Source organism: Actinoplanes sp. NPDC026670 (genome assembly GCF_040638175.1).
Lineage (GTDB): Bacteria > Actinomycetota > Actinomycetes > Mycobacteriales > Micromonosporaceae > Actinoplanes.
In genome coordinates this window covers 72,471-95,201 of the sequence record NZ_JBEZXU010000041.1, presented here as the reverse complement: position 1 = coordinate 95,201, position 22,731 = coordinate 72,471, and the positions used below count along the sequence as shown (strand labels likewise).

The following is a 22,731-nucleotide window of genomic DNA, read 5'->3' as shown; positions in this document are numbered from 1 at the left end:
CCAGCCCGACATGGTGATGCTTGACGAGCCGATGGCCGGCGTGAACCCGGCCCTGATCCCGAACCGACCCACCGCGAAGAAGAAGAAGAAGAAGAAGAGCCGACCCACCGCAGGGAAGACAGAAGAAAAGCCCGCCGGATCGCAACACGATCCGGCGGGCCGACAAGGCCAAGACGTCACCGCCCGGACTTGATCTCCTCACGCTTGGCAGACCCGCCGACAGCCGGAGAGACCGGGATGTCAGCAGGCTTCTCCACCGGGTAGAAGAACCCCTTGATCGCCGGCGCCAGCGCGCCGAGGCGGTTCATCTTCTTCGGGACGACCCAGCCGGCGTACTCCAGCGGGATCGGGTGTCCGTGATCGTCGACCGGGCCGAGGGGCTGGTGGACTTCCACGAACTGGCCGTTCGGCAGGCGCTTGATGATGCCGGTCTCCACACCGTGGGCCAGCACCTGACGGTCGTGCTGCTGGAGACCGAGGCAGATGCGGACGGAGATGTAGTAGGCCAGCGGCGGCAGCAGGACGAGACCGATACGGCCGGCCCAGGTCATCGCGTTCAGGCTGATGTGGAACTTGTCGGCGATGACGTCGTTGCCGCCGGAGATGGTGGCGACGATGAAGAACGCCAGCGACATCATGCCGATGCCGACGCGCTCCGGGTTGTCACGCGGCCGTTCGAGCAGGTGGTGGCTGCGCTTGTCCTTGAGCTTGCGCGCTTCCAGCCACGGGTACGCCATGGGCAGCGTGAACAGCGCCCCGAGTCCGACGACGGCCGGCCAGAACATCGGCGGGAGGCTGTAGCCGTCGCCGATCGGGATGTAGATCTGCCAGTTCGGCATGAGACGGACCAGGCCGTCCATGAACATGACGTAGAAGTCGGGCTGCGAGGCGGAGGAGACCTCAGCCGCGCGGTACGGCCCGAAGAGCCAGATCGGGTTGATCTGGAACAGGCCGGCCATCAGCGCGATGACACCGAAGACGGCCATGAAGAAGCCGCCCTGCTTCATCGCGTAGCGCGGGAACATGCGCTCGCCGACGACGTTCTCGTTGGTCCGCAGCGGGCCGGGCCACTGGGTGTGCTTCTGCTTGAACACGATGCCCAGGTGGGCGGCGATCAGGCCGAGCAGGAGGCCCGGGATGAGCAGCACGTGCGCGATGTAGAAGCGGCCGATGATCAGCTCGCCGGGGAACTCGCCGCCGAAGATGGCCGCGGAGAGCCAGGTGCCGATGACCGGGAGGGTCAGCATGATCGCCGAGGCGATGCGGAGACCGGTGCCGGAGAGGCCGTCGTCGGGAAGCGAGTAGCCGGTGAAGCCGGCGAAGAACCCGAGCAGGAACAGCACGACGCCGATCACCCAGTTGACCTCACGCGGCTTGCGGAACGCGCCGGTGAAGAAGATGCGGGCCATGTGCACGATGATCGACGCCATGAACAGCAGCGCCGCCCAGTGGTGCAGCTGCCGCATGAAGAGGCCACCACGGACCTCGAACGACAGGTTCAGCGAGGACTCGTACGCCGCGGACATCATCGTGCCCTTGAGCGCGAGGTACGAGCCGTCGTACGGCACCTCCTTCATCGACGGGTCGAAGAAGAGGGTGAGGAACACGCCGCTGAGCAGCAGCACGATGAACGAGAACAGGGCGATCTCGCCGAGCAGGAACGACCAGTGGTCGGGGAAGACCTTGTTCAGCAGGCCGCGCAGCGGAGTGGCCGCCTGGAACCGGTCGTCGACACCCTTGGCGAAAGTCTTAGGGGCCTCTGCGAGGTCGATTTTTCGGCGCTTCACGGCCGCTCCCAGAAGTCAGGTCCGACGACGTCTCGATAGTCTTCCGCCGCCACGAAGAAACCTTCCTCGTCCACTGTAAGCGGCAGCATCGGCAGACGACGCGTCGCGGGTCCGAAGACCGGCTGCGCGTTGTTCGTGATGAGGAACTGCGACTGGTGGCAAGGGCAGAGAAGACGGTTGGTCTGCTGCTCGTAGAGGCTGGCCGGGCAGCCGGCGTGCGTGCAGATCTTGGAGTACGCCACGTAGTTGCCCCACATCGAACCCACGTTGCGGCCGTTCTTGTCGGCCTCGGCGTTCTTGCGGGTCTCCGCCGCGTCGTCCGCCCGGAGGTGGATGAGCAGCGTCGGAGAGTCGGCGTAGTGGTTGGTGGCGCCGTGCGGGATGCCCGGGTAGACGGTCATCTGGCCGCCCGCGCTCACGTCCTCGGGGCGGATCGGGCTGCCGTCCTCACGGGTGAGGCGGACCAGCTTGTCGCCGTTGTTCGAGGGGTGGAACCCGGTGGTGTACATCATCGGGTGCTCGCCCTTGTGCGGGTTCTGGATCAGGCCACCGACCAGCGGGGCGGCGACGGCCAGGCCGAGCGGGGCGGCGCCGATGGCGATCGCACCCTTCAGCAGCGGCCGGCGCGCGACACCCAGCTCGTCGGCCACATACATCATGGTCTGGCCGGTGATCAGGCGCTCCTCGTCGGAGGACGGGTCGCCGTGCCGCTGCTGGATGGACAGCTCGTGCGGCAGCAGCTTCTTGGCCCAGGCGAGGATCGCGAAACCGAGCGACAGCAGACCCAGGCCCAGGGTGATGCCCAGGATCGGGGTGTAGTAGTCGCTCCGCGTGTGGCCGAGCTCGAACTCCCACGGCCACACGATGTAGAAGACCAGGAAGGCCGCGGTGAACAGCCCGGAGAGCAGGAGCAGCAGGGCGATGTTACGGACGATCCGCCGCTCCGCCTTCGAGTTCTGCCCGTGGAAGTGCGACTCGTACGTGACGATCTCGATGTCGTCGCGCCGGAGGCCTTCCTTGACGATGTCGAACCTCGTCAGGTGCGGGTCGTTGACGTCGACCGGCGTGCCGGTCTCGCCGTGGTGGACCGCCGTCATGACTTCCCCGCAATCCAGAGCGACGTGAAGACCAGGAGCGTGATGCCGACCAGGAAGATGGCCATGCCCTCGGTCGACGGGCCGTACCGGCCCAGGTTGAACAGGCCGCCCGGGTCCCTGTCGTCCTGCAACTGGACCGAGATGTAGGTGATGATCTGCTTCTTCTGCTCCGGCGTGAGCTGGTTGTCACCGAAGACCGGCATGTTCTGCGGGCCGGTGAGCATGGCCGCGTAGAGCTCCTCGGCCGTGGCGTCGCCCAGGCTCGGGGCGAACTTGCCCGAGGAGAGCGCGCCGCCGCCGGCGCCGAAGCCGTGGCAGGAGGTGCAGTTGACGCGGAACAGCTCGCCACCACGGGCCAGCGCGTCCGGGTCGGACTCGAGGTCGGCGACCAGCGGGCCGTCGGGCAGCTCCGGGCCGCCGCCGAGCTCCTGGATGTACTGACCCAGCTGCTCGGTCTGCGCGTCGTCGAACTGCGGCGGCTTCTGCTCGGCCTGGGCCTCCTGGCGGGTCATCGGCATGCGGCCGGTGCCCACCTGGAACTCCACCGAAGCCGAGCCGACGCCGATCAGGCTCGGCCCACGGTCCTGGACACCCTGGCCGTCACGGCCGTGGCAGCTGATGCAGCTGGTGTCGTAGAGCGCCTTGCCCTCCCGTGCGACAGCGGAGAGCTGGACGTTGTCCTCGGCGAACGCACCGGGCGTGAATGCGGTGTAGACGCCGCCGGCCAGCGCCAGCGCGGCGAGCATGCGCACCGCTGCGCCGAGCCTCCGGCGCACCCGGCTGGGCGCGCCGCGCCGCCGGGAGAACACCCGGGCGCGCCTGCGGGCGGGGGTGTCAGAAGTCATGGGCTATGTCCCTTGGGGTTCGAACCTGAAGCTCAGCGGATGACGGCGCGTCACTGAAGCCAATAGATCATGGCGAACAGGGCGATCCAGACGACGTCCACGAAGTGCCAGTAGTACGACACGACGATCGCTGACGTGGCCTGGGCGGGTGTGAACCGGCCCATGGTCGTCCGGATCATGTAGACGATGAAGGCGATCAGGCCGCCGGTCACGTGCAGACCGTGGAACCCGGTCGTCAGGTAGAACATCGAGCCGTACCCGTCAGCGTTGATCTTGACGCCGTGGCCGACCAGGGTCACGTACTCGTTCACCTGCCCGAGCACGAAGATCAGGCCCATCACGAAGGTGATCGTGAACCAGCGCCGCAGCGCGAACACATCACCCTTCTCCGCCGCGAAGACGCCGAGCTGGCAGGTCACCGACGAGAGAACCAGGATCACCGTGAACGTTGTCGCATACGGGATGTTCAGGGCCTTGGTGTGGTGCTCCCACATGCTGTAGTCCGCAGCACGGATGGAGAAGTACATCGCGAACAATGCCGCGAAGAACATGAGCTCGCTGGAGAGCCACACGATGGTCCCGACGCTGACCATGTTCGGTCGGGTCAGCGAGTGGATCCGGCTCTTGTCGATGGCTGCCGCTGTCACGGCCTCATTATTCATCCGAGATAGGCCCAAGGTCCTCCGGGGTCCCCAATCCGGCCTTGTGGGCCGCCCGGAATATTCCGTGACCAGCGGGTAGACCTAACCTCAAGTGGTGCAGCTTCACGTTTTGCCCTCACTCGCGGCCGATGCCGGGGATACTGGACTTCCGCCGTTCACCCCGGCGGCGTTCTTCACCGAGATCAACCTGGTCAGTCCGATCGCGTTGGGACTCCTGGTGTCGGCGGCGCTCTACCTGTACGGCGTGTGGCGTCTGCGGCAGCGCGGCGACGACTGGCCGGCCGGGCGCACGGCAGCCTTCATCGCCGGCGGGCTGGGGTCGATCGCCCTGGTCACGGTCACCGGCATCGAGGCGTACGACACCACGCTGATCTCCGTCCACATGGTGCAGCACATGGTGCTGTCCATGGTGGGCCCGATCTTCCTGGCCCTGGGCGCGCCGACCACACTGGCCCTGCGGGTCCTGCACGGACCGCCGCGCAAGACCCTGCTCGCGGTGCTGCACAGCCGGTACGTCCGGGTGCTGACCTTCCCCCTGGTGGCGTTCGGGCTGTTCATCGCGAACCCGTTCGTCCTCTACTTCACCGGCGCCTACCGGCAGACCCTGGAACACGTCTGGGTGCACGAGCTCGTGCATTTCCACTTCATCGTGACCGGCTGCCTGTTCTTCTGGCCGCTGCTCGGGCTCGACCCGTTGCCGAACCGGTGGCCGTACCCGGGCCGGGCCTTGCTCATGGTCTTGAGTGTCCCGTTCCACACGGTGCTCGGGCTGACCATCATGCAGAGCAATGAGCTGCTCGGCGGCGACTGGTACCCGAATCTGGGCCTGAGCTGGCTGGATCCGAAGGCGGACCAGGTCACGGCGGGCGGCATCCTGTGGGCCGGCGGCGAGATCGTCAGCGTCACGATGCTCGGCATCCTGGTGGTCCAGTGGGTCCGCCAGTCGGAGCGGGAGGCCCGCCGGATCGACCGAGCCCTGGACCGGGCCGAGGCGGCGGAGAATGCGGTACGCCCGGCGCCCGATGCCGGATAACAAGTTCGGTACGATCCCTGGGACCTAAGACGTGAGGTGGGGCACAAGATGAGCGAGTACACCGTTCTGCTCTACAGCGACGACGCCGCCGTGCGGGACCGGATCCGGCTCGCCATCGGCCCGCGTCCCGCGGCTGATCTCAAGGTCGAGTTCGCCGAGGCCTCCACCTGGGAGGAGTGCCGCCGCCTGCTCGACGAGTACGAGATCGATCTGATGATGCTCGACGGTGAGGCCACCCCGGCCGGCGGCATCGGGATCGCTCGCCAGACCAAGGACGAGTATCTGAACCCCCCGCCCACCTGTGTCGTGATCGCCCGTGCCGCGGACCGCTGGCTCGCGGCGTATGCACAGGTCGACGCCACGATCGTGGCCCCGCTGGACCCGGTCACCACCGGGCAGACAGTGGCCGGCCTGCTCCGCGCGCGCCGTGACGGCGCCGTCCCGCTGGGCACCCTGGGCACCATTCCCCGCTGAGCAAATTCCGCTGATGAACCCTTGCTGAAGCTGATGAACCCCTGATGGAGGCAGCGCCATGGGCGCACGCACCTGGCCCAATCTGACGAGCGCACTGCTGCGTGGCGAGGAGCTCGCCACAACGGACACGGCGTGGGCCATGGGCGAGATCATGGCCGGCAACGCGACTCCGGTGCAGATAGCCGGGTTCGCGGTGGCGCTGCGGGCCAAGGGTGAGACGCCGGCCGAGCTCGGTGGCCTGGTGGAGGCGATGATCGCCAGCGCCACGCTGGTCGAGCTGCCGGAGGAGACCCGGACCAGCGCGGTCGACGTGGTCGGCACCGGCGGCGACCGGGCCAACACGGTGAACATCTCCACCCTGGCCGCGATCGTGACGGCTTCGGCCGGGGTGCCGGTGGTCAAGCACGGCAACCGGTCGGCCTCGTCGACGACCGGTTCGGCCGACCTGCTGGAGCATTTCGGCCTGCCGCTCGATCTGGGCCCGGCCGGGGTCGCCCGGTCGGTCGCCGAGGCGGGCATCGGTTTCTGCTTCGCGGCCCGCTATCACCCCGGCATGCGGCACGCCTCGGTCACCCGGCGTGAACTGGGCGTTCCGACGTTCTTCAACATGCTCGGCCCGCTGACCAACCCGGCCCGGCCGACCTCCGCGATGGTGGGCTGCTTCGACCAGCGGATGGCCCCGGTGATGGCCGAGGTGTTCGCCAGGCGTGGTGATTCGGCGCTGGTGGTGCGCGGCGAGGACGGCCTGGACGAGTTCACCACCTCGGCGCCGACCCGGATCTGGATGGCCCGGGACGGCAAGGTGGAGGAGTTGCTGATCGACGCGGTGGAACTGGGCCTGCCCCGGAGCCAGCCGGCCGATCTGCGCGGCGGTGAGGTGGCGTTCAACGCGGACGTGGCCCGGCGGCTGTTCGCCGGCGAGCAGGGCCCGGTGCGTGACGCCGTGCTGCTCAACGCGTCGGCGGCGTTCGCGGCCCAGAGCGGCTTCCCGAGCGACTTCCGGGAAACCCTGGTGGCCGGCATGCGGCGGGCCGCCGAGGCGATCGACTCCGGCGCCACGACCGCTCAGCTGGAGCGCTGGGTGGCCGCGGCACAGGCCGCCAAAGCCGCCGAGTAACCGGGAATTCCTTCAACACGCCGTAGGTAATACCCGAGATCGTCCTTTTTACGTGAAACCGTCTGAATGACATTCGGGTAATTTGACCTTCCCGCGAAGGAGAAACCCGTGCAGGAACGCGAACTTCGCTGCGTCATCTGCGACGGCGACATGCTCTTCGAGGTGCCGCCCTGCGAGGACGGCCACGACGACTGCCCCGAGCTGGTCTGCACCCGCTGCGGCGCGGCCGAGGTGGTCGCCCCGATCGTCGTCCACCTGTGGAAGCCCGGCGAGCGGGCCCGGCGGGTCGCTCCCCACCAGCGCTCCGCCGCCTGATTCCGGTCCGGCTGTCACAGATCGCGGCGTCATCCGGTCATCACTGTCGTCCGAGCAATTCGACGAACAGAACGAAGGCCGAGAAATGAAGATCGCTGTAATCGGGGGCACCGGGCTCATCGGGTCGCAGGTCGTGCGGATGCTGACCGGCGGCGGGCACGACGTGCTGCCGCTCTCCCCGTCGACGGGTGTGGACCTGCTGACCGGGGCGGGCCTGCCGGAGGCCCTGGCCGGCAACGACGTCGTCGTCAACCTGACCAACTCGCCGACGTTCGACGACGCGTCACCCGCGTTCTTCCGGACGACCATGGAGAACATGCTGTCGGCAGCCTCGGCGGCCGGGGTCGGCCACGCCGTGATCCTGTCGATCGTCGGCGTCGACCAGGTGCCGGACCTGGACTACTACCGGGCCAAGGTGCTTCAGGAGGACCTTCTGCGGACCGGCCCGGTGCCGTACTCGATCGTCCGGGCCACGCAGTTCTTCGAGTTCGTCGACGCGATCCTGTCGTGGACGTCCGACGAGAACACGGTGCGCCTGCCCGCCACCCCGGTCCAGCCGATGGCGGCGGCCGACGTGGCCCATGCGGTGGCCGACGCCGCCGTGGGCGCCCCGCTCAACGGGATCCGCAACGTGGCCGGCCCGCAGGTGTTCGGGCTCGACGAGCTGGGCCGCGTCGCGCTGTCCGCGCGGGGCGACCGGCGGCCGGTGGTCACCGACCCGTCGGCCGGAATGTTCGCCGCGGTCCCGGGTGACGTCCTGATCGGCCGGGCGGACGCCGTCCTAGCCGGGACGACCTTCCTGGACTGGCTGTCCCGGTAGATCGACGGCTCCGAGAACCGCCAGCAGACGGAGTCTCTCGTCGTCGGCGGTTCCCGGAGCGGCCGTGTACATCACCAGCTGCTGCGCCTGGTCCGGGTCGACCAGGCGCTGGCAGTGCAGCTCCAGCGGCCCGACCCGCGGATGCAGCAGCCGGACCGGCCCGCAGTAGGGCCCGGCGACCGGCTGGTCCCGCCACAGTCCGGCAAACTCCGGGCTTGCGGTGAGCAGCAGATCGACGAGCGTCGCGGTTCGAGATTCAACCCCATCGCGGGTGTACGAGCTGAGCAGATCCGCCACGACCAGACGACTCTGCGCGTCCTGACCCTCGGCGGAATGCAGCATCCGGGCCGCCGGGTCGGTGAACCACCGGTAGTGCAGGCTCCGCGCCCACCCGGTGTGCACGCTCTCGTCGCCGATCAGCGCCACCGACAGCGGCGTCTGCAGCAGCGTCTCACCGAGCGCGGACACCACCTGGGCCGCGGTCTCCCCGACCCCGTCGAAGATCCGCCGCATCCCGGGGTTCACGTGCCCGGAGCCGGCCGAACGACGGGCCGTGGCATACCCGGCCAGCCGCCGCAGATGGTCGTGCTCCTCCATCGACAGGCGCAGCCCGCGGGCGACGGCGTCGATCATCTGCTCGGACGGATGCGGGCCACGGGGCTGCTCCAGCCGGGTGTAGTAGTCGACCGACATGTCGCTGAGCACGGCGACCTCCTCCCGACGCAGTCCACGGGTCCGGCGACGCCCGCCCCGGGGCAGCCCCACGTCCTCGGGCTGCACCGTCTCCCGCCGGGTACGCAGATAGGCGGCCAGCCGTGCCCGATCCACCGTGTCCTCCCGTCAGCCGGCCAGCGCCAGCGAGTGCTCCCAGAGCCGGGCGGCCTGATCCCGGTCACCGGCCGCCCGGTAGATCTTCAGTTCCGCGGGTCCGCCGGTGAACTGACCGAATCCGTCCGGGCCGTAGAGCCGCCCGCCCTGCGCCTGGTCGGCGGTGGCCGCGTACAGAATCGGCATCATGCCCTGCTCCACGCCCTGCACCAGGACTCCCCAGCGGTGCAGGCGGCTCATGATCGCCTCGTGCGGGGCGCGACCGGCCCGGCCCAGGTTGGGCCCGGCGGCGTAGAGGCCGGTCAGGGTGGTGCCGGGGTGGGCGGCGTTGCTGACCAGACCCCAGCCCTCGGTACGGCTACGCCGGTCCAGTTCCAGGGCGAACATCAGGTTGGCCAGTTTCGACAGGCCGTAGGCACGGACCGCCGAGTACTTCCGCTCGCTCTGCAGGTCGGTCCAGTCGAGGCGGGCCTGCCGGGCGGCGCTGCTGGTCACGGTGGTCACCCTGGCCCGCCCGGCCCGCAGCAGCGGCAGCAGCCCGGTGGTGAGCACGAAGTGGCCCATGTGGTTGGTGCCGAACTGCAACTCGAAGCCGTCCGCGGTGGTGTGCCGGGTGGCCGGCGCCATCACCCCGGCGTTGTTGATCAGCAGGTGGATCGGCCGGTCCTCCGCGATCAGGGTACGGACCAGGGCGGTCACCGACGCGGCCGACGCGAGATCGAGGGGGCGCGCCGAGATCCGGGCGTCAGGTGCCGTGCTCCGGATCCGATCCAGGGCGGCCGCTCCCCTGGCCTCGTCCCGGACGGCCAGCAGCACCTCGGCGCCCGCTTCGGCAAGCCGGCCCGCCAGGGCCAGGCCCAGTCCGCCGCTGGCCCCGGTCACCAGGGCGCGGCGACCGGTGAGATCCAGCTCCTGCGGCATCGTCACTCTGTTCATGCCTCCACGCTGACGGCGCGGCCGCCGGGCAACCATGCCACGCCGGTACAAGGCTCGGCGCGGGCCCTGGACGCGGCGCGGCCGGCACCGGTACGGACTCAGAGCGCGGTCAGCTTGTCCGGGTTGACCATCCAGAGCAGCTGGTCGATGCCGTCCGGGCCGGCGGTGATCGCGAGCACGCCGTAGACCGGCCCGCCGCGGCGGAGCACGACCGCGGCGCCGCCGTTGAGCGAGGCGAACTCCACCTCGATGTCGTCCCAGAACCACGGTGCGATCGCGGTCAGGAAGTTGATCACACGCAGCGGGCCCACCACCGCATGCCGGGACACCTGGTAGGCGCCGTTGCCGTCGGACACACTCCGCACGTCGGCGGCGAACAGCCGCTCCAGGGCCGCCATGTCGCCGGCCCGGGCCGCAGCGACGAACGCGGTGAGCAACTCCCGCTGCGCTTCGGCGCTGGCCGGGACGCGCCGCTCACCCGCCACCCGTTTCCGGGCCCGGCTGACCAGCTGCCGGACCGCCGGTTCGGTGGTGTCCAGGATCTCGGCGATCTGCCCGTACGGATAGTCGAACGCCTCCCGTAGCACGTACGCCGCACGTTCGTTCGGGGTCAGTTTCTCCATCAGCAGCAGCGCCGCGAACTCCAGCGCCTCACCCCGCTCCGCACCCAGGTAGGGGTCGGCGCCGGTGTCGACGGGCTCGGGCAGCCACGGCCCGATGTAGGTCTCCCGTCGCACCCGCGCCGACTGGAGCGAGTTGATCGCCAGCCGGGTCGCCGTGGTGGTCAGGAATCCGCCCGGGTTGTGGACCACGCTGCGGTCGGTGGTCTGCCAGCGCAGCCACACCTCCTGCATCAGGTCCTCGGCCTCGGAGGCGCTGCTCAGCATGCGGTAGGCGATCCCGAACAGCCGCGGCCGGGCCTCGATGAAGATCGCGGCGGCCGCATCGAGATCCTGCGCATCCACGAGCCCATTCTCCCACCCGGGAAAGACGAGAAAGCGGGGCGGGGCCCGGAGACCGGCAAGACGAAGCAGCCGCACGAGCCCGGAGACCGGCGAGACGCAGCAGCCGCACAAAACGCGGAAGCCCGCGCCACCGGCTGGTGACGCGGGCTTCGCAGCGTGCTCAGAACTACAGGTGCGCTTCCGGGTGGCGGGTGCCGGAGTAGTACTCGAAGAGCAGGCCGCACGCGGTGAAGATGACCGCGATCAGGCCCAGCGCGAGCAGCCACCACATCCAGAACACCAGGCCGATACCGGCCACCGAGGCGGCCAGGGCGATACCGAACGGCCAGTAGCTGCCCGGGCTGAAGAAGCCGACCTCACCGGCGCCCTCGGCGATCTCGCCGTCCTCCCGGTCCTCCGGCCGCAGGTCGATACGGCGGGCGACGAACCAGAAGAAGCCGGCGCACATCGAGCACAGCAGTCCGGAAAGGATCAGCGCGACGACGCCGACCCACTCGGTGCCGCCCTCGTAGCCGTCGCCCACCCCGGTGGAGTTCGGCGTGTGGTACGTGTACAGGCCGTAGACGGCGGCCGCGGCGAACAGGAACGCGGAAACCGCGGCGAAGATCTTGTATTCGGTCCTCACGACAGTCCTACTTCCCCGCTGCTACGGTCTCGGGCGAGTTCCAGGTGTGCGACTGGCGCCGGGTGTTGAACGGCGAGGTCCGGGTCGCATACGGCTCCTCGCCGATGGCGGTCAGGGCCTGCTGCGTCGACTGGCCGGCCTTGCGCGCCGCGATGTACTTCTCGAAGTTCTCCGGCGTGACCGTGACCAGCTCGAAGTTCATGAAGGCGTGGTACGTGCCGCACAGCTCGGCGCACCGGCCGACGTAGCGGCCCGTCTTGTCCAGGGTGACCTCGAAGACGTTGCGCACGTTGCCGGGGAACACATCCCGCTTGAACAGCATCTCCGGCACCCAGAACGAGTGGATGACGTCCTTGCTGGTCTCCTCGAACCGGATGGTCTGGCCGACCGGCAGCACCAGGATCGGGATCACATCGGACGAGCCGACGGTCGAGGCGACCGTCGCGGCGTCCTTGCCCATGCCGTCGCGGTAGTTGAACTGCCAGTTCCACTTGAACGCGACGACCTCGACGACCTGGTCCGGGTTCTTGGACAGCTTGTCGACATTGGTCTGCACGATCGCGGTGTAGTAGAAGAGCACCGCGACGATCAGGATCGGCGTGACCGTGTAGAGGATCTCCATCGGCATGTTGAACCGGGTCTGCACGGGCAGCTCTTCGCCGCGCTTCCGATACCGGATGACACACCAGAAGATCAGGCCCCACACGCCGATGCCGACCGTGAGGGCCGCGATGGTCGACGCGATCCACAGGTCATACATCTCGTGGGCCTGGAGGCTGATGCCCCGGCTCGGCCAGCCGAAGTGGCCGAACGCATCTCCCCAGTCCGCGATTGAACAGCCCGAGAGCACTGTCAGCAGCGTCGCGCCGCCGAGACCCAGCCCGGCCGCCCGGCCTACTGCCCGCGGCCTCGTGGCCGAACTCCTTGCGCCCACCTGCTTCTGCCTCCTTAGCAGCGCCGCCTGCCGAAACCGGACACCTGGCGGCAAGGCTCACCGACGGTCGCACACTACTCGACCAGGAACGGCCCGCCCGCCACCGGGGGGACCGTCGCGGAAAACGCCCGGACAACTGGACGATACCGTTCCGTGTGTGGACTACACAGGCGATCCGGCCGGGGCGCACGCTTACCTGGACGCCGCTAGCGCGGCGCCTATGCATCCGGTGGCCCGCGAGGCGTTGCTGGCCTCCCTCGCCGACGGCTGGGCCGACCCGGCGAAGCTCTACGCGGCAGGCCGGCGGGCCAGGCAGCTGCACGACGCGGCCACCGCGGTGGTCGCGGAGATCCTGGGAGTACGGCCGGACGAGCTCTCCTTCTGGCCATCAGGGACGGCGGCGGCCCAGGCGGCCGTCCTCGGCGGACTGGGTGGCCGCAGGAGGGCCGGCCGCATCATGGTCCACTCGGCGATCGAGCACTCGGCGGTGCTGCACGCGGCCCGCGCCGGCGAGGCCGTCGAGGTGGGTGTGGACCGGCTGGGCCGCCTCGACCTGGACGCGTGGTCGGCCGCGGTCGGCGGCGCCGGGGTGGCGCTGGCCGGCCTGATCAGCGCGAGTCACGAAGTGGGAACGATTCAGCCGGTGGCCGCGGCCGGGGCGATCTGCGCGGAGGCGGGGGTGCCGCTGTTCGTGGACGCCGCCCAGACCGTGGGCCGGGCCGGCCTTCCGTCCGGCTGGTCGCTGCTGAGCGCGAGCGCGCACAAGTGGGGTGGTCCGCCCGGGGTGGGCGTGCTGGTCGTCCGCAAAGGTGTGCGCTGGCTCTCCCCGTACCCCCAGGATGATCTTTATCGCCCCGGCCACCCGGGGGTGCCCGGCCTGCCGCAAGTGGTCTCGGCGGCCGCGGCTCTGCGGGCCGTGACGGGTGCGGCGGCGGCCGAGTCGGTGCGGCTGAGCGCGCTCGTCGACCGGATCCGGGAGCGGGTCGCGGCGACCGTGCCGGATGTGGAGATCGTCGGCGATCCGGTCGGCCGGCTGCCGCATCTGGTGACGTTCAGCTGCCTGTATGTCGACGGCGAGGCGCTGCTGCACGCGCTGGACCGGCACGGTTTCGCGGTGTCGTCCGGCTCGTCGTGCATGTCGTCGACGCTGCGGCCGAGTCACGTGCTGGAGGCGATGGGCGTGCTCAGCCACGGCAACGTGCGGGTGTCGCTGCACCGGGAGACGACCGCGGCCGACGTGGAGAGATTCCTCACGGTATTGCCGGGTCTGGTGGCGGACATCCGGAAGGAGGCCGGGCTCTGATCGTCCTCGACTGCCGTGGGCTGCGCTGCCCGATCCCGGTGATCCGGCTGGCCAAGGCAATGCCCGGGGTGGCCGTCGGCGAGATCGTGCGGGTGCTCGCCGACGACCCGGCCGCGGCCAACGACATCCCCGCCTGGTGCCGGATGAAGGGCCAGGAGTTCGTCGCGGCCGACGGCCACGCCTTCGACGTCCGCCGGGCTGTCTGAGCCGACCGGCTCCGCGGACGATCGCCTTGTTACCGGTGAGCGTCGAGGTAGTCGATCACCTGCGGGACCGGGTCCTTGGCCAGGTGGGTGTCGACGACCAGGCGCGGGCCCAGGTACGGCTCGTACTCGGCCTGGCGCTCCAGGACCCGCACCCAGTCCGGGACGCCCTCGTGATCACGGGCCTGGTAACGCTCCTCGACCCGGCGGCGGTGCTCCGCGTCGTCGCCGCAGACCACCTCGACGACCCGCAACGGCACCGCCATCCGGTCGGCCAGGTCGGTCCACAGCTCGCGGGCCGCCTTGACCGGGTTGACCGCGTCGATGATCACGTGGTGGCCGATTCTGATCTGTTCCTCGGCGAGCGCCGCCACCACGCCGTAGGCGGCGTAGCCGGGCCGGGGCTCGTGCACCCCGTACCGCTGGAGGGTGAAGTCGACCGTGTCGACGGCCAGGACCGCCGCGGGCAGCTCGGAAGCGACCGCGGCGGCCAGGGTGCTCTTGCCGACTCCGGGGAGACCGGCGAAAACCGCTAGAACCATGACTTGAGGTCTACGCCCTCAGGCCGGGAGGAACGGCGTGATCTCGGCAGCCGCCTCGTCGCCATACGCCGCCGCGAACCGCTTTCCGAAGTCGGCGGCCTTGATGTCGTACTCCTGGGTGCCGACCGTCTCCAGCACCAGCGCCGCCACCAGCGAGCCCACCTGCGCGGCCCGCTCCAGGCCGAGCCCCCAGGACACGGCCGAGAAGAAACCGGCCCGGAAGCCGTCGCCGACACCCGTCGGGTCCTCGCCGATCACGTCCGGCACGACCGGCACGTGGATGCGCTCGATGTCGCGGCCGGTGATCTCCACACCGTCCTTGCCGAGCGTGGTGACCCGGATCTTGACGTGATCCAGGACCTGGTCGCCGGTGAGCTCGGCCTTGGTCTCCAGCAGGGACCGCTCGTACTCGTTGGTCATCAGGTACTCGGCGCCGCTGATCAGGCTCAGCACGTCGGACCCGCTCATCCGGGCGAGCTGCTGCGACGGGTCGGCGATGAACCGGTAACCCCGCGACCGGCACTCCTCCGAGTGGCGGATCATCGCGGCCGGGTCGTTCGCGCCGACCAGCACCAGGTCGAGGCCGCCGGCCCGCTCGAACACCGGGGCCAGCTCGATGTTGCGGGCCTCGGCCATCGCGCCCGCGTAGAACGAGGCGATCTGGTTCAGATCGTCGTCGGTGGTGCAGACGAACCGGGCGGTGTGCGCCACGTCGCTGATGTGCACCGAGTCACAGTCGACGCCGTGCCGCTCGAGCCACGACCGGTAGTCGGCGAAGTCCGCGCCGACCGCGCCGACCAGGATCGGCCGCAGGCCCAGCTTGGCCATCCCGAAGGCGATGTTGGGCGCCACCCCGCCGCGCCGGACCACCAGGTCGTCGACGAGGAAGGACAGCGAGACCTTGTGCAACTGGTCGGCGATGAGCTGCTCGGCGAACCTGCCGGGGAAGTGCATCAGGTGGTCGGTGGCGATCGAGCCGGTGACGGCGATCTTCATTTCGGCCCTCGGGGGTCGGGAAACAGGGGCGTTACGGGTTGAGACTACCGGTCGGTTAAGCAGAACAGGCCGCCCCGTTAACGGGACGGCCTGTTCGTAAGACGCCTGGCTCAGTGGAACGAGTCACCACAGGCGCACGAGTTCTGCGCGTTCGGGTTGTCGATCGTGAAGCCCTGCGCGTCGATCCGGTCGGCGAAGTCGATGGTCGCGCCCGCCAGGTAGGGGGAGCTCATCCGGTCCACCACGACCTCGACGCCGTCGAAGTCGCTGACGATGTCCCCGTCGAGCGAACGCTCGTCGAAGAAGAGCTGGTAACGCAGGCCGGAGCAGCCACCGGGCTGTACGGCGATGCGCAGGCGCAGGTCGTCGCGCCCCTCCTGCTCGATCAGGGCCTTGACCTTCACCGCGGCGACGTCGGTGAGGTTGATGCCGGTCGGGGCAGCAGTCGCCTCGGTCGACTCGGTGTGCGCTTCAGTGGTCACTAGGTATCTCCCTGCCAGGTGCGGTCATGTGCCGTACCAGGCAACGCTAACCCCATTCCCTCCGATTCCCAATCCGGGGGAACACAGATCACCTGCTCCACTGCCCGGCCAGGCGCCCCGCGAGTTCGCGCAGCCCACGGGCCGGTTCCGCGAGAGCGGTCTCGACGTTCCCGAAATGCTCCACCAGGGTGTGCGTCTCGGTCACGCCGGCCGCCGCCGCCTCGCGCTGACCTGTCTCGTTGCGCCCGGCCAGCACCACACACGGCAGGCCACGGTCCCGGGCGCCGGCCGCGATCCCGGCCACCACCTTGCCGCGCAGCGACTGGTGATCGAACGAGCCCTCGCCGGTGATCACCAGGTCGGCCGCGTCCAGCTCGGCGTCCAAGCCGATCAGATTCGTGACCAGGTTGATACCCGAGGTCACCCGGCCACCGAGCGCGATCAGGGCCGCGCCGATCCCGCCGGCCGCGCCGCCGCCCGGCTGGAGCGCCAGGTCCTTGAGGTCGAAGGCACGCTCCAGCACCCCGGCGAAGTGCTCCAGCGCCGCGTCCAGCAGCAGCACGTCCTCGCGGGAGGCGCCCTTCTGCGGGCCGAACACGTTGCTGGCGCCGTGCAGGCCGGTCAGCGGGTTGTCGACGTCGGTCGCGGCGACCAGGCGGACCTGCCGCAGCTGGGGCACGCCGCCCAGCGAGGCCGCGTTGATCAGGACGGCGCCGCCGTACGGCAGGGCGTAGCCGGACTCGTCGAGCGGGGCGGCGCCCAGGGCGGCCAGCATGCCGGCGCCCGCGTCGTTGACCGCGGAGCCGCCCAGGCCGACCACGATCTCGGCGGCGCCCGACTCCACCGCGGCGGCGAGCAGCAGGCCCAGGCCGTACGAGGTGGCCCGTCTCGGATCACGCTCCTCCGGCGTCAGCAGGTGCAGGCCGCACGCCTGGGCGCTCTCGACGTAGGCGACGCCGCCCGCCACCAGGATCTCGCCGCGGGCCGGGCGGCCCAGCGGGTCGACCGTGTCGACTCCGACGAGCCGGCCGTCCAGGGCGGTGGCCAGCACCTCCACGAAGCCGGGGCCGCCGTCGGCGAGCGGGCGCTGGACGAGGACGTCCCCGGGAGCGGACCAGCCATCGGCGACGGCCTGGGCGACTTCGGGGGCGGAAAGGGTGCCGGCGAACTTGTCCGGACAGATCAGTACGCGCACACCGCGAGTGTGGCAGCACACTCTCCGCGGCGCAGCTACCGTCTCATCCGCTGTGCAACGATGACTGGCGTGACGTCGACCTGGACCGAACCCTCGAACACCCCGCTCGCCCTGCTCCTGCTCGGTAAGGGCACCGATCCGGCCAGCGAGCGCGGGGTGGACTGCCCCGGCGATCTGCCCGCCCCCAGCGACCCCGATCTGGTGGCCCGGGCCACCGCGGCCAAGGCGGCGCTCGGCGACCGGGTGTTCGTGCTCGGCCACCACTACCAGCGCGACGAGGTCATCCAGTTCGCCGACGTCACCGGCGACTCGTTCAAGCTCGCCCAGCAGGCCGCCGCCCGGCCCGACGCGGAGTTCATCGTGTTCTGCGGTGTGCACTTCATGGCCGAGAGCGCGGACATCCTGACCACGCCGTCCCAGCGCGTCATCCTGCCCGACCTCGCGGCCGGCTGCTCGATGGCCGACATGGCCGTGCTCGGGCAGGTCGAGACCGCCTGGGAGCACTTCCAGGACCTCGGCATCACCGACCAGATCGTCCCGGTGACGTACATGAACTCGTCGGCCGACATCAAGGGCTTCGTCGGCCGCAACTCCGGCGTGGTCTGCACGTCGTCCAACGCCAAGCGCGCCCTGGACTGGTCGTTCGAGCAGGGCTCGAAGGTGTTCTTCCTGCCCGACCAGCACCTGGGCCGCAACACCGCCGTGCTCGAGATGGGTTTCGACCTGGACGACTGCGTCCTCTACGACCCGCACAAGCCGAAGGGCGGCCTCACCGACGAGCAGCTGATCAACGCCCGGATGATCCTGTGGCGCGGCCACTGCTCGGTGCACGGCCGGTTCACCATCGACAGCGTCCGCGAGGTCCGCGAGCGCGTCCCCGGCGTCAACGTGCTGGTCCACCCGGAGTGCCGGCACGAGGTGGTGCGGGCGGCCGACTACGTCGGCTCGACCGAGTACATCATCAAGGCCCTCGACGCGGCGCCGTCCGGTTCGGCGTGGGCGGTGGGGACCGAGCTCAATCTGGTACGCCGGCTCGCGCTCGCCCACCCGGACAAACAGATCATGTTCCTCGACCGTGCGGTCTGCTACTGCTCCACCATGAATCGCATCGACCTCCCCCATCTGGTCTGGGCGCTGGAGGAGCTGGTGGCCGGCCGCGTGCCGAACGTCATCACGGTGGATGAGAAGACCGCGCGCGAGGCCCGGGTCGCGCTCGACCAGATGCTGGCCCTGCCGTAACCCTCGGTAGTCAAGCGAATCCACTCGCATGGCTGATTTTTTAAGCGCGCCTTAGTCAACAGCATTTAAACGGCGTTTCAACGCTCGCGACGGATGCCGTGGTTGTCACTCAGCGCTATGCTTCCCCGGTTGCAGAATCGGGTACCCCCGCCCGCGCTCTGCTTTTCGACTCCGGGCGTTCGTGCGCCCACCGGCTGGAGGTTACGTTGACCGACGATGTCCTCATCGTGCACGGCGGTACGCCGCTGCAGGGACAGATCCGGGTCCGTGGCGCCAAGAATCTCGTATCCAAGGCCATGGTCGCCGCCCTGCTCGGCGAGTCGCCGAGCCGCCTCTTCGACGTCCCGCGGATCCGTGACGTGGAGGTGGTCAGCGGGCTTCTCGAGCTGCACGGTGTCAAGGTCACCGCCGGCGTCGAGGACGGCGAGCTGGTGATGGACCCCACCAACGTGGAGTCCGCCAGCACCGACGAGATCAACGTGCACGCGGGCTCGAGCCGCATCCCGATCCTGTTCTGCGGGCCGCTGCTGCACCGGCTCGGCCACGCGTTCATCCCGGACCTGGGTGGCTGCCACATCGGCCCCCGCCCGATCGACTTCCACATCAGGGCGCTGCGCGAGTTCGGCGCCGTCGTCGACAAGACCCCTGAGGGCATGCACCTGAGCGCCCCCAACGGTCTGCACGGCGCCAAGCTGGAACTGCCCTACCCGAGCGTCGGCGCGACCGAGCAGGTGCTGCTCACCGCGGTCCGCGCCGAAGGCGTCACCGAACTGCGCAACGCCGCCATCGAGCCGGAGATCATGGACCTCATCTGCATCCTGCAGAAGATGGGCGCCATCATCACCGTGCACACCGACCGGGTCATCGAGATCCAGGGCGTCCCCCGGCTGTACGGCTACGAGCACAAGCCGATCCCGGACCGCATCGAGGCCGCCAGCTGGGCCGCCGCCGCGCTCGCCACCCGTGGCGAGATCGAGGTGGTCGGCGCCCGCCAGGCCGACATGATGACGTTCCTGAACGTCTTCCGGTCCATCGGCGGCGAGCTGAAGATCACCGACGACCGGGTGGCCCGCGAGGGTGTCTCCGGCGCCGAGGGCGGCATCAAGTTCTGGCACCCCGGCGGCGAGCTCAAGGCCGTCGCGCTGGAGACCGACGTGCACCCCGGTTTCATGACCGACTGGCAGCAGCCGCTCGTGGTCGCGCTGACCCAGGCCCGCGGCATCTCGATCATGCACGAGACGGTGTACGAGCAGCGGCTGGGCTACACCGAGGCGCTGAACCAGATGGGCGCGACCATCCAGGTCTACCGGGACTGCCTCGGTGGCACCCCGTGCCGGTTCGGCCGCCGCAACTTCATGCACTCCGCGGTCATCGCCGGCCCGTCCAAGCTGCACGCGGCCGACCTGCGCATCCCCGACCTGCGGGCCGGTTTCGCGCACCTGATCGCCGCACTGGCCGCCGAGGGGACCTCGCGCGTCTACGGAGTCGACCTGATCAAGCGTGGGTACGAGGACTTCGAAGCCAAGCTGGCTGCCCTCGGTGCCCATGTAGAGCGGCCCTGATCAGCTATTACGTCACGATCGACGGCGCGGTGTGTAACACACCGCGCCGTTTGGCTACGCTGCTGGGGTGTCCCCGCTGTTTCGCCGCAAGTCCACCGACCTCGTCGCCGACGCCACCGCCTCGGTGACCGAGGACGAGTCCGTCGCCGCCCACCGCAAGGGCTACACCCCCAGCAAGAAAGAGCTGGGCGTGGTCACCCCGAAACGGACCGTCCAGGGCCGCCGCGTGCAGGACCCGGCGCCCGCCAACCGCAAAGAGGCCTACAAGCAGCTCCGTGAGCGGCAGCGGGCCGAGCGGCTCGAGGCGTCCGAGGGCATGCGCAACGGTGACGAGCGCTACCTGCTCGCCCGTGACCGTGGCCCGGAGCGATCCCTGGTCCGCGACATCGTCGACTCCCGCCGCACCGCCGGGTCGTATTTCATCGCCGGCGCCGTGATCGTGCTGATCGGCTCGTCGGTCGCGATCCAGGCCGTGCAGATCGCCAGCAACCTGCTGTGGGCCGGTCTGGCGCTCGCCGTCCTCGTCGACAGCATCCTGATCAGCCGGCGCATCAAGAAACTGGTGCGCGCCCGCTTCCCGGAGACCACGCAGCGGCTCGGCTCGCTGTACTTCTACGGCATCATGCGCGGCCTGACGTTCCGCCGGATGCGGGTCCCGAAGCCGAAGGTCGAGCTCGGCGCCACCATCTGACTCGTTCCACGTCGAAACGCGGAGGCCTTCGGTCTCCGCGTTTCGCGTCGATCCAGATCTGCATGGCCAGCCACGGCGCGATCCGGACCACAAATCACCGTGCACCACCGAAACCACGCCTGCGTGGCCAGCCGCGGTCCGATACGCGCCACACATCACCACGCACCACCGAACCGCGCCTGCGTGGTCATTCGCGGTCCGATATACGCCACACATCACCGCGCTGGGTGGGTTTACTCGATGCCGGCCAGACGTAGCAGGGCAGTCACCGCGGCTGCGGCGATCACGACCAGCACGAACGGGGCCTTTCGCCAGGCCAGCAGGGCTCCGGCCAGGACTCCGGCGGGGCGGGCGAAACCGGCGAACTCGCTTCCGGCCATCAGGGTGGCCGTCGCGGCCAGGGCGGCCAGCAACGCGGCGGCCGACATCGGGAGCATTCGTTGCAGTGAGGCGGAGAGTTCCAGGCGTTCGCGGAGGAGGACTCCGCTCAGCCGGAACGCATAGGTGCCGACGGCCAGCACCAGGATCGCGGCGATCAGCATCGGTCCCCCTCGGAGACATCACCGGCTGACGGAACACCGGCGGACATGGGGCCGGCGGGCGGGACGCCGACGGAAACGGAGTCGGCAGCAACAAGGCCGGCGGGAGTGGCATCGGTGGGTGGAGTGGCTGCGGGCGGAGCGGCCCCAGGCGAAGCGGCTGCGGGCGGAGCGGGAGCGGGCGGGATGGCTGCGGGGCGGCGGTGGGGGCGGATGAGGACCAGCAGGCCCAGCAGGGCGCACATCACCGGCAGGCCGGCCGGTAGTAGCGGGGTCAGGGCGACGGCGAGGGCCGCTCCGGTCAGCGCCACCAGGCGGGTCTCGCGGTCTCGGAGTGAGGGCAGGATCAGGGCGATCAGGCCGGCCGGGAACGCGGCGTCGAGGCCGAGCGCGTCCGGGTCGCCGGTGGCGCCGCCGAGCAGGACACCCAGGACGACGCCGACGTTCCAGGCGACGAACAGGCTGCCGCCGACCAGCCAGTAGACGCGGCGGCGGGCGGCGGGTGACGACTCGGCCAGGGCGAAGGCGACCGCTTCGTCGGTCATCAGGTGGCTGCCGACCAGGCGGTCCCGCCAGCGGGCGCCGATGGTGTCCGCGACGGCCAGGCCGAACGGCAGGTGCCGGGCGTTGAGCAGCAGGCCGGCCAGCACGGCGGCGATCGGGTTGCCCGCGGCGAGCAGGCCGATCGCCAGAAACTGGGCGCCACCGGCGAAGATCAGCACCGACATGACGACCGGAACCCAGGCGGGTAGGCCGTACGCGATGGCGATGGCCCCGAAGGAGGCGCCGACCGCCATGGATGCGGCGGCCAGCGCGCCGATGTCGCGAAGCTGGGCCCGCGTTCGATATAACGTCCCCATAGTTCGACATGCTGAACGATGCGCCCGCGTTCGTCAAACCGAACGATCGGTCCGACAAAGCGAACACAGATGAAGCGAACTCAGATGGAGCGAACTCAGATGGAGCGAACAAATGCAACAACCCGCGCCGCCGCTCGCAGTCATCGCCGCCGCCCTGCGACGGGAACGGGACCGGGCCGGGATCTCCCTCGCCGAGCTGGCCCGCCGGGCCGGTCTGGCCAAGTCGACGCTGTCCCAGCTGGAGTCAGGCGCCGGGAACCCGAGCATCGAGACGCTGTGGGCGCTCGGTGTCGCGCTCGGGGTGCCGTTCAGCCGGCTGGTCGAGCCGCCGCCGTCGCCGGTACGCGTGGTCCGGGCCGGCAGCAGCCCACGGGTGCGGTCCGAGGGGGCTGACTTCTACGGCACCCTGCTGACCGCCGGGGTGCCGGGGACCAGGCGGGACGTCTACGTGCTGGAGCTGGAGCCGGGCGCGCGGCGGGACGCCGACCCGCACATCCCGGGCAGTGTCGAGCATCTGATCGTGTCGGCCGGCCGGATCCGCACCGGCCCGGTCGACGAACTGGTCGAACTCGGGCCGGGCGACTACGTGACGTTCCCGGGCGACGTGCCGCACAGCTACGAGGCGCTGGAGCCGGGCTCCTGGGCGACCCTGGTGATGGAACACCGCTGACCCCAGCCGTC

Annotated in this window: 27 protein-coding genes; 12 read left to right on the top strand and 15 right to left on the bottom strand. The window is 69.7% G+C overall.

The window, feature by feature from the left end; translation table 11 throughout:
• Positions 1 to 193, top strand: a 193-nt coding sequence (locus AB0E94_RS33450) for a hypothetical protein (protein ID WP_360334703.1), incomplete at its 5' end; no start/stop codon positions are given.
• On the opposite strand, the gene AB0E94_RS33445 is transcribed toward AB0E94_RS33450, so the two are convergent.
• From AB0E94_RS33445 to AB0E94_RS33430, 4 genes are read right to left on the bottom strand one after another with little or no spacing between them, the layout of a single operon-like run.
• Positions 177 to 1,787, bottom strand: a complete 1,611-nt coding sequence (locus tag AB0E94_RS33445; protein WP_360334700.1) for a ubiquinol-cytochrome c reductase cytochrome b subunit — start codon at positions 1,785 to 1,787, stop codon at positions 177 to 179. The two genes, AB0E94_RS33450 and AB0E94_RS33445, sit on opposite strands and share 17 nt — an antisense overlap.
• Positions 1,784 to 2,884, bottom strand: a complete 1,101-nt coding sequence (locus AB0E94_RS33440; protein WP_360334697.1) for a Rieske 2Fe-2S domain-containing protein — start codon at positions 2,882 to 2,884, stop codon at positions 1,784 to 1,786. Before AB0E94_RS33440 ends, AB0E94_RS33445 begins: the two co-directional genes overlap by 4 nt.
• Positions 2,881 to 3,729: a cytochrome c gene (locus tag AB0E94_RS33435; RefSeq protein ID WP_360334694.1), complete on the bottom strand. Its 849-nt coding sequence runs from the start codon at positions 3,727 to 3,729 to the stop codon at positions 2,881 to 2,883. Before AB0E94_RS33435 ends, AB0E94_RS33440 begins: the two co-directional genes overlap by 4 nt.
• 50 nt (positions 3,730 to 3,779) lie before the next feature.
• Entirely contained in the window at positions 3,780 to 4,376 is a 597-nt protein-coding gene (locus tag AB0E94_RS33430; protein WP_360334691.1) for a heme-copper oxidase subunit III, read from the bottom strand.
• A gap of 109 nt (positions 4,377 to 4,485) precedes the next feature.
• On the opposite strand from AB0E94_RS33430, the gene AB0E94_RS33425 reads away from it, so the two are divergent.
• From AB0E94_RS33425 to AB0E94_RS33405, 5 genes are all read left to right on the top strand, one after another.
• Positions 4,486 to 5,424 (top strand): cytochrome c oxidase assembly protein, encoded by a 939-nt coding sequence (locus AB0E94_RS33425; protein WP_360334688.1) that lies wholly within the window; start codon positions 4,486 to 4,488, stop codon positions 5,422 to 5,424.
• A 48-nt stretch (positions 5,425 to 5,472) separates the two neighbouring features.
• A complete protein-coding gene (locus AB0E94_RS33420) occupies positions 5,473 to 5,898 on the top strand; it encodes a hypothetical protein (protein WP_360334685.1) in 426 nt (141 codons plus the stop codon).
• A 58-nt stretch (positions 5,899 to 5,956) separates the two neighbouring features.
• Positions 5,957 to 7,015, top strand: a complete 1,059-nt coding sequence (trpD, locus tag AB0E94_RS33415) for an anthranilate phosphoribosyltransferase (protein ID WP_360334682.1) — start codon at positions 5,957 to 5,959, stop codon at positions 7,013 to 7,015.
• Positions 7,016 to 7,123: 108 nt separating this feature from the next.
• Positions 7,124 to 7,330: a hypothetical protein gene (locus tag AB0E94_RS33410; RefSeq protein ID WP_360334679.1), complete on the top strand. Its 207-nt coding sequence runs from the start codon at positions 7,124 to 7,126 to the stop codon at positions 7,328 to 7,330.
• A gap of 85 nt (positions 7,331 to 7,415) precedes the next feature.
• Positions 7,416 to 8,150 carry an NAD(P)H-binding protein gene (locus tag AB0E94_RS33405; protein WP_360334676.1) on the top strand — a complete coding sequence of 245 codons (735 nt, stop codon included), beginning with the start codon at positions 7,416 to 7,418 and terminating at the stop codon, positions 8,148 to 8,150.
• Here the strand turns inward: AB0E94_RS33405 and AB0E94_RS33400 are convergent.
• The 5 genes from AB0E94_RS33400 to coxB form a co-directional block, all read right to left on the bottom strand.
• Positions 8,112 to 8,978, bottom strand: coding sequence for a helix-turn-helix transcriptional regulator (locus AB0E94_RS33400; protein WP_360334673.1), 867 nt, complete (start codon positions 8,976 to 8,978; stop codon positions 8,112 to 8,114). The genes AB0E94_RS33405 and AB0E94_RS33400 overlap by 39 nt on opposite strands.
• A gap of 12 nt (positions 8,979 to 8,990) precedes the next feature.
• Positions 8,991 to 9,914: an SDR family oxidoreductase gene (locus AB0E94_RS33395; RefSeq protein ID WP_360334670.1), complete on the bottom strand. Its 924-nt coding sequence runs from the start codon at positions 9,912 to 9,914 to the stop codon at positions 8,991 to 8,993.
• 98 nt (positions 9,915 to 10,012) lie between these two features.
• A complete protein-coding gene (locus tag AB0E94_RS33390) occupies positions 10,013 to 10,879 on the bottom strand; it encodes a sigma-70 family RNA polymerase sigma factor (RefSeq protein ID WP_360334667.1) in 867 nt (288 codons plus the stop codon).
• A 166-nt stretch (positions 10,880 to 11,045) separates the two neighbouring features.
• Positions 11,046 to 11,504, bottom strand: coding sequence for a cytochrome c oxidase subunit 4 (locus AB0E94_RS33385; RefSeq protein WP_360334665.1), 459 nt, complete (start codon positions 11,502 to 11,504; stop codon positions 11,046 to 11,048).
• A gap of 7 nt (positions 11,505 to 11,511) precedes the next feature.
• The gene (gene coxB / locus AB0E94_RS33380) at positions 11,512 to 12,438 is read right to left on the bottom strand and encodes a cytochrome c oxidase subunit II (protein WP_360334662.1); all 927 of its coding nucleotides are present in this window, start codon (positions 12,436 to 12,438) and stop codon (positions 11,512 to 11,514) included.
• Between the two features lie 157 nt (positions 12,439 to 12,595).
• Between coxB and AB0E94_RS33375 the strand changes: the two genes are divergently transcribed.
• Both AB0E94_RS33375 and AB0E94_RS33370 read left to right on the top strand, forming a co-directional pair.
• On the top strand, positions 12,596 to 13,741 hold the full coding sequence (locus AB0E94_RS33375; protein WP_360334659.1) for an aminotransferase class V-fold PLP-dependent enzyme: 1,146 nt from the start codon (positions 12,596 to 12,598) through the stop codon (positions 13,739 to 13,741).
• The gene (locus AB0E94_RS33370; protein WP_360334715.1) at positions 13,738 to 13,947 is read left to right on the top strand and encodes a sulfurtransferase TusA family protein; all 210 of its coding nucleotides are present in this window, start codon (positions 13,738 to 13,740) and stop codon (positions 13,945 to 13,947) included. Before AB0E94_RS33375 ends, AB0E94_RS33370 begins: the two co-directional genes overlap by 4 nt.
• A 29-nt stretch (positions 13,948 to 13,976) precedes the next feature.
• On the opposite strand, the gene AB0E94_RS33365 is transcribed toward AB0E94_RS33370, so the two are convergent.
• The 4 genes from AB0E94_RS33365 to AB0E94_RS33350 all read right to left on the bottom strand — a co-directional run bounded on the left by AB0E94_RS33365 (position 13,977) and on the right by AB0E94_RS33350 (position 17,159).
• Positions 13,977 to 14,486: an ATP-binding protein gene (locus AB0E94_RS33365; RefSeq protein ID WP_360334656.1), complete on the bottom strand. Its 510-nt coding sequence runs from the start codon at positions 14,484 to 14,486 to the stop codon at positions 13,977 to 13,979.
• 18 nt (positions 14,487 to 14,504) lie between these two features.
• Positions 14,505 to 15,482, bottom strand: coding sequence for a carbohydrate kinase family protein (locus AB0E94_RS33360; RefSeq protein WP_360334653.1), 978 nt, complete (start codon positions 15,480 to 15,482; stop codon positions 14,505 to 14,507).
• Positions 15,483 to 15,592: 110 nt separating this feature from the next.
• Positions 15,593 to 15,964 carry an iron-sulfur cluster insertion protein ErpA gene (gene erpA, locus AB0E94_RS33355; RefSeq protein WP_360334650.1) on the bottom strand — a complete coding sequence of 124 codons (372 nt, stop codon included), beginning with the start codon at positions 15,962 to 15,964 and terminating at the stop codon, positions 15,593 to 15,595.
• 88 nt (positions 15,965 to 16,052) lie between these two features.
• A complete protein-coding gene (locus AB0E94_RS33350) occupies positions 16,053 to 17,159 on the bottom strand; it encodes a glycerate kinase (RefSeq protein ID WP_360334647.1) in 1,107 nt (368 codons plus the stop codon).
• 60 nt (positions 17,160 to 17,219) lie between these two features.
• Between AB0E94_RS33350 and nadA the strand changes: the two genes are divergently transcribed.
• The 3 genes from nadA to AB0E94_RS33335 all read left to right on the top strand — a co-directional run bounded on the left by nadA (position 17,220) and on the right by AB0E94_RS33335 (position 20,651).
• Positions 17,220 to 18,398 carry a quinolinate synthase NadA gene (gene nadA, locus AB0E94_RS33345; RefSeq protein ID WP_360334644.1) on the top strand — a complete coding sequence of 393 codons (1,179 nt, stop codon included), beginning with the start codon at positions 17,220 to 17,222 and terminating at the stop codon, positions 18,396 to 18,398.
• A 206-nt stretch (positions 18,399 to 18,604) separates the two neighbouring features.
• Positions 18,605 to 19,960 carry a UDP-N-acetylglucosamine 1-carboxyvinyltransferase gene (gene murA / locus AB0E94_RS33340; protein WP_317787759.1) on the top strand — a complete coding sequence of 452 codons (1,356 nt, stop codon included), beginning with the start codon at positions 18,605 to 18,607 and terminating at the stop codon, positions 19,958 to 19,960.
• Between the two features lie 67 nt (positions 19,961 to 20,027).
• Complete coding sequence (locus tag AB0E94_RS33335) at positions 20,028 to 20,651, top strand: DUF3043 domain-containing protein (protein ID WP_360334641.1); 624 nt, start codon at positions 20,028 to 20,030, stop codon at positions 20,649 to 20,651.
• 233 nt (positions 20,652 to 20,884) lie between these two features.
• Here the strand turns inward: AB0E94_RS33335 and AB0E94_RS33330 are convergent, their stop codons facing one another.
• Both AB0E94_RS33330 and AB0E94_RS33325 read right to left on the bottom strand, forming a co-directional pair.
• Complete coding sequence (locus tag AB0E94_RS33330; protein WP_317787761.1) at positions 20,885 to 21,193, bottom strand: AzlD domain-containing protein; 309 nt, start codon at positions 21,191 to 21,193, stop codon at positions 20,885 to 20,887.
• On the bottom strand, positions 21,187 to 22,050 hold the full coding sequence (locus AB0E94_RS33325; RefSeq protein WP_360334637.1) for an AzlC family ABC transporter permease: 864 nt from the start codon (positions 22,048 to 22,050) through the stop codon (positions 21,187 to 21,189). Before AB0E94_RS33325 ends, AB0E94_RS33330 begins: the two co-directional genes overlap by 7 nt.
• Before the next feature lie 112 nt (positions 22,051 to 22,162).
• Between AB0E94_RS33325 and AB0E94_RS33320 the strand changes: the two genes are divergently transcribed.
• Positions 22,163 to 22,720, top strand: a complete 558-nt coding sequence (locus AB0E94_RS33320; protein WP_360334634.1) for an XRE family transcriptional regulator — start codon at positions 22,163 to 22,165, stop codon at positions 22,718 to 22,720.
• The last annotated feature ends 11 nt before the right edge of the window (positions 22,721 to 22,731 follow it).

Bases quoted from the DNA above. Each gene is read 5' to 3' on its own strand.
- AB0E94_RS33365 (WP_360334656.1), bottom strand. From the start codon at position 14,486: ATGGTTCTAGCGGTTTTCGCCGGTCTCCCCGGAGTCGGCAAGAGCACC.
- AB0E94_RS33360 (WP_360334653.1), bottom strand. From the start codon at position 15,482: ATGAAGATCGCCGTCACCGGCTCGATCGCCACCGACCACCTGATGCAC.
- nadA (WP_360334644.1), top strand. From the start codon at position 17,220: ATGACTGGCGTGACGTCGACCTGGACCGAACCCTCGAACACCCCGCTC.
- AB0E94_RS33420 (WP_360334685.1), top strand. From the start codon at position 5,473: ATGAGCGAGTACACCGTTCTGCTCTACAGCGACGACGCCGCCGTGCGG.
- AB0E94_RS33325 (WP_360334637.1), bottom strand. From the start codon at position 22,050: ATGGGGACGTTATATCGAACGCGGGCCCAGCTTCGCGACATCGGCGCG.
- AB0E94_RS33405 (WP_360334676.1), top strand. From the start codon at position 7,416: ATGAAGATCGCTGTAATCGGGGGCACCGGGCTCATCGGGTCGCAGGTC.
- AB0E94_RS33320 (WP_360334634.1), top strand. From the start codon at position 22,163: ATGCAACAACCCGCGCCGCCGCTCGCAGTCATCGCCGCCGCCCTGCGA.
- trpD (WP_360334682.1), top strand. From the start codon at position 5,957: ATGGGCGCACGCACCTGGCCCAATCTGACGAGCGCACTGCTGCGTGGC.
- AB0E94_RS33330 (WP_317787761.1), bottom strand. From the start codon at position 21,193: ATGCTGATCGCCGCGATCCTGGTGCTGGCCGTCGGCACCTATGCGTTC.
- AB0E94_RS33440 (WP_360334697.1), bottom strand. From the start codon at position 2,884: ATGACGGCGGTCCACCACGGCGAGACCGGCACGCCGGTCGACGTCAAC.
- AB0E94_RS33395 (WP_360334670.1), bottom strand. From the start codon at position 9,914: ATGAACAGAGTGACGATGCCGCAGGAGCTGGATCTCACCGGTCGCCGC.
- AB0E94_RS33435 (WP_360334694.1), bottom strand. From the start codon at position 3,729: ATGACTTCTGACACCCCCGCCCGCAGGCGCGCCCGGGTGTTCTCCCGG.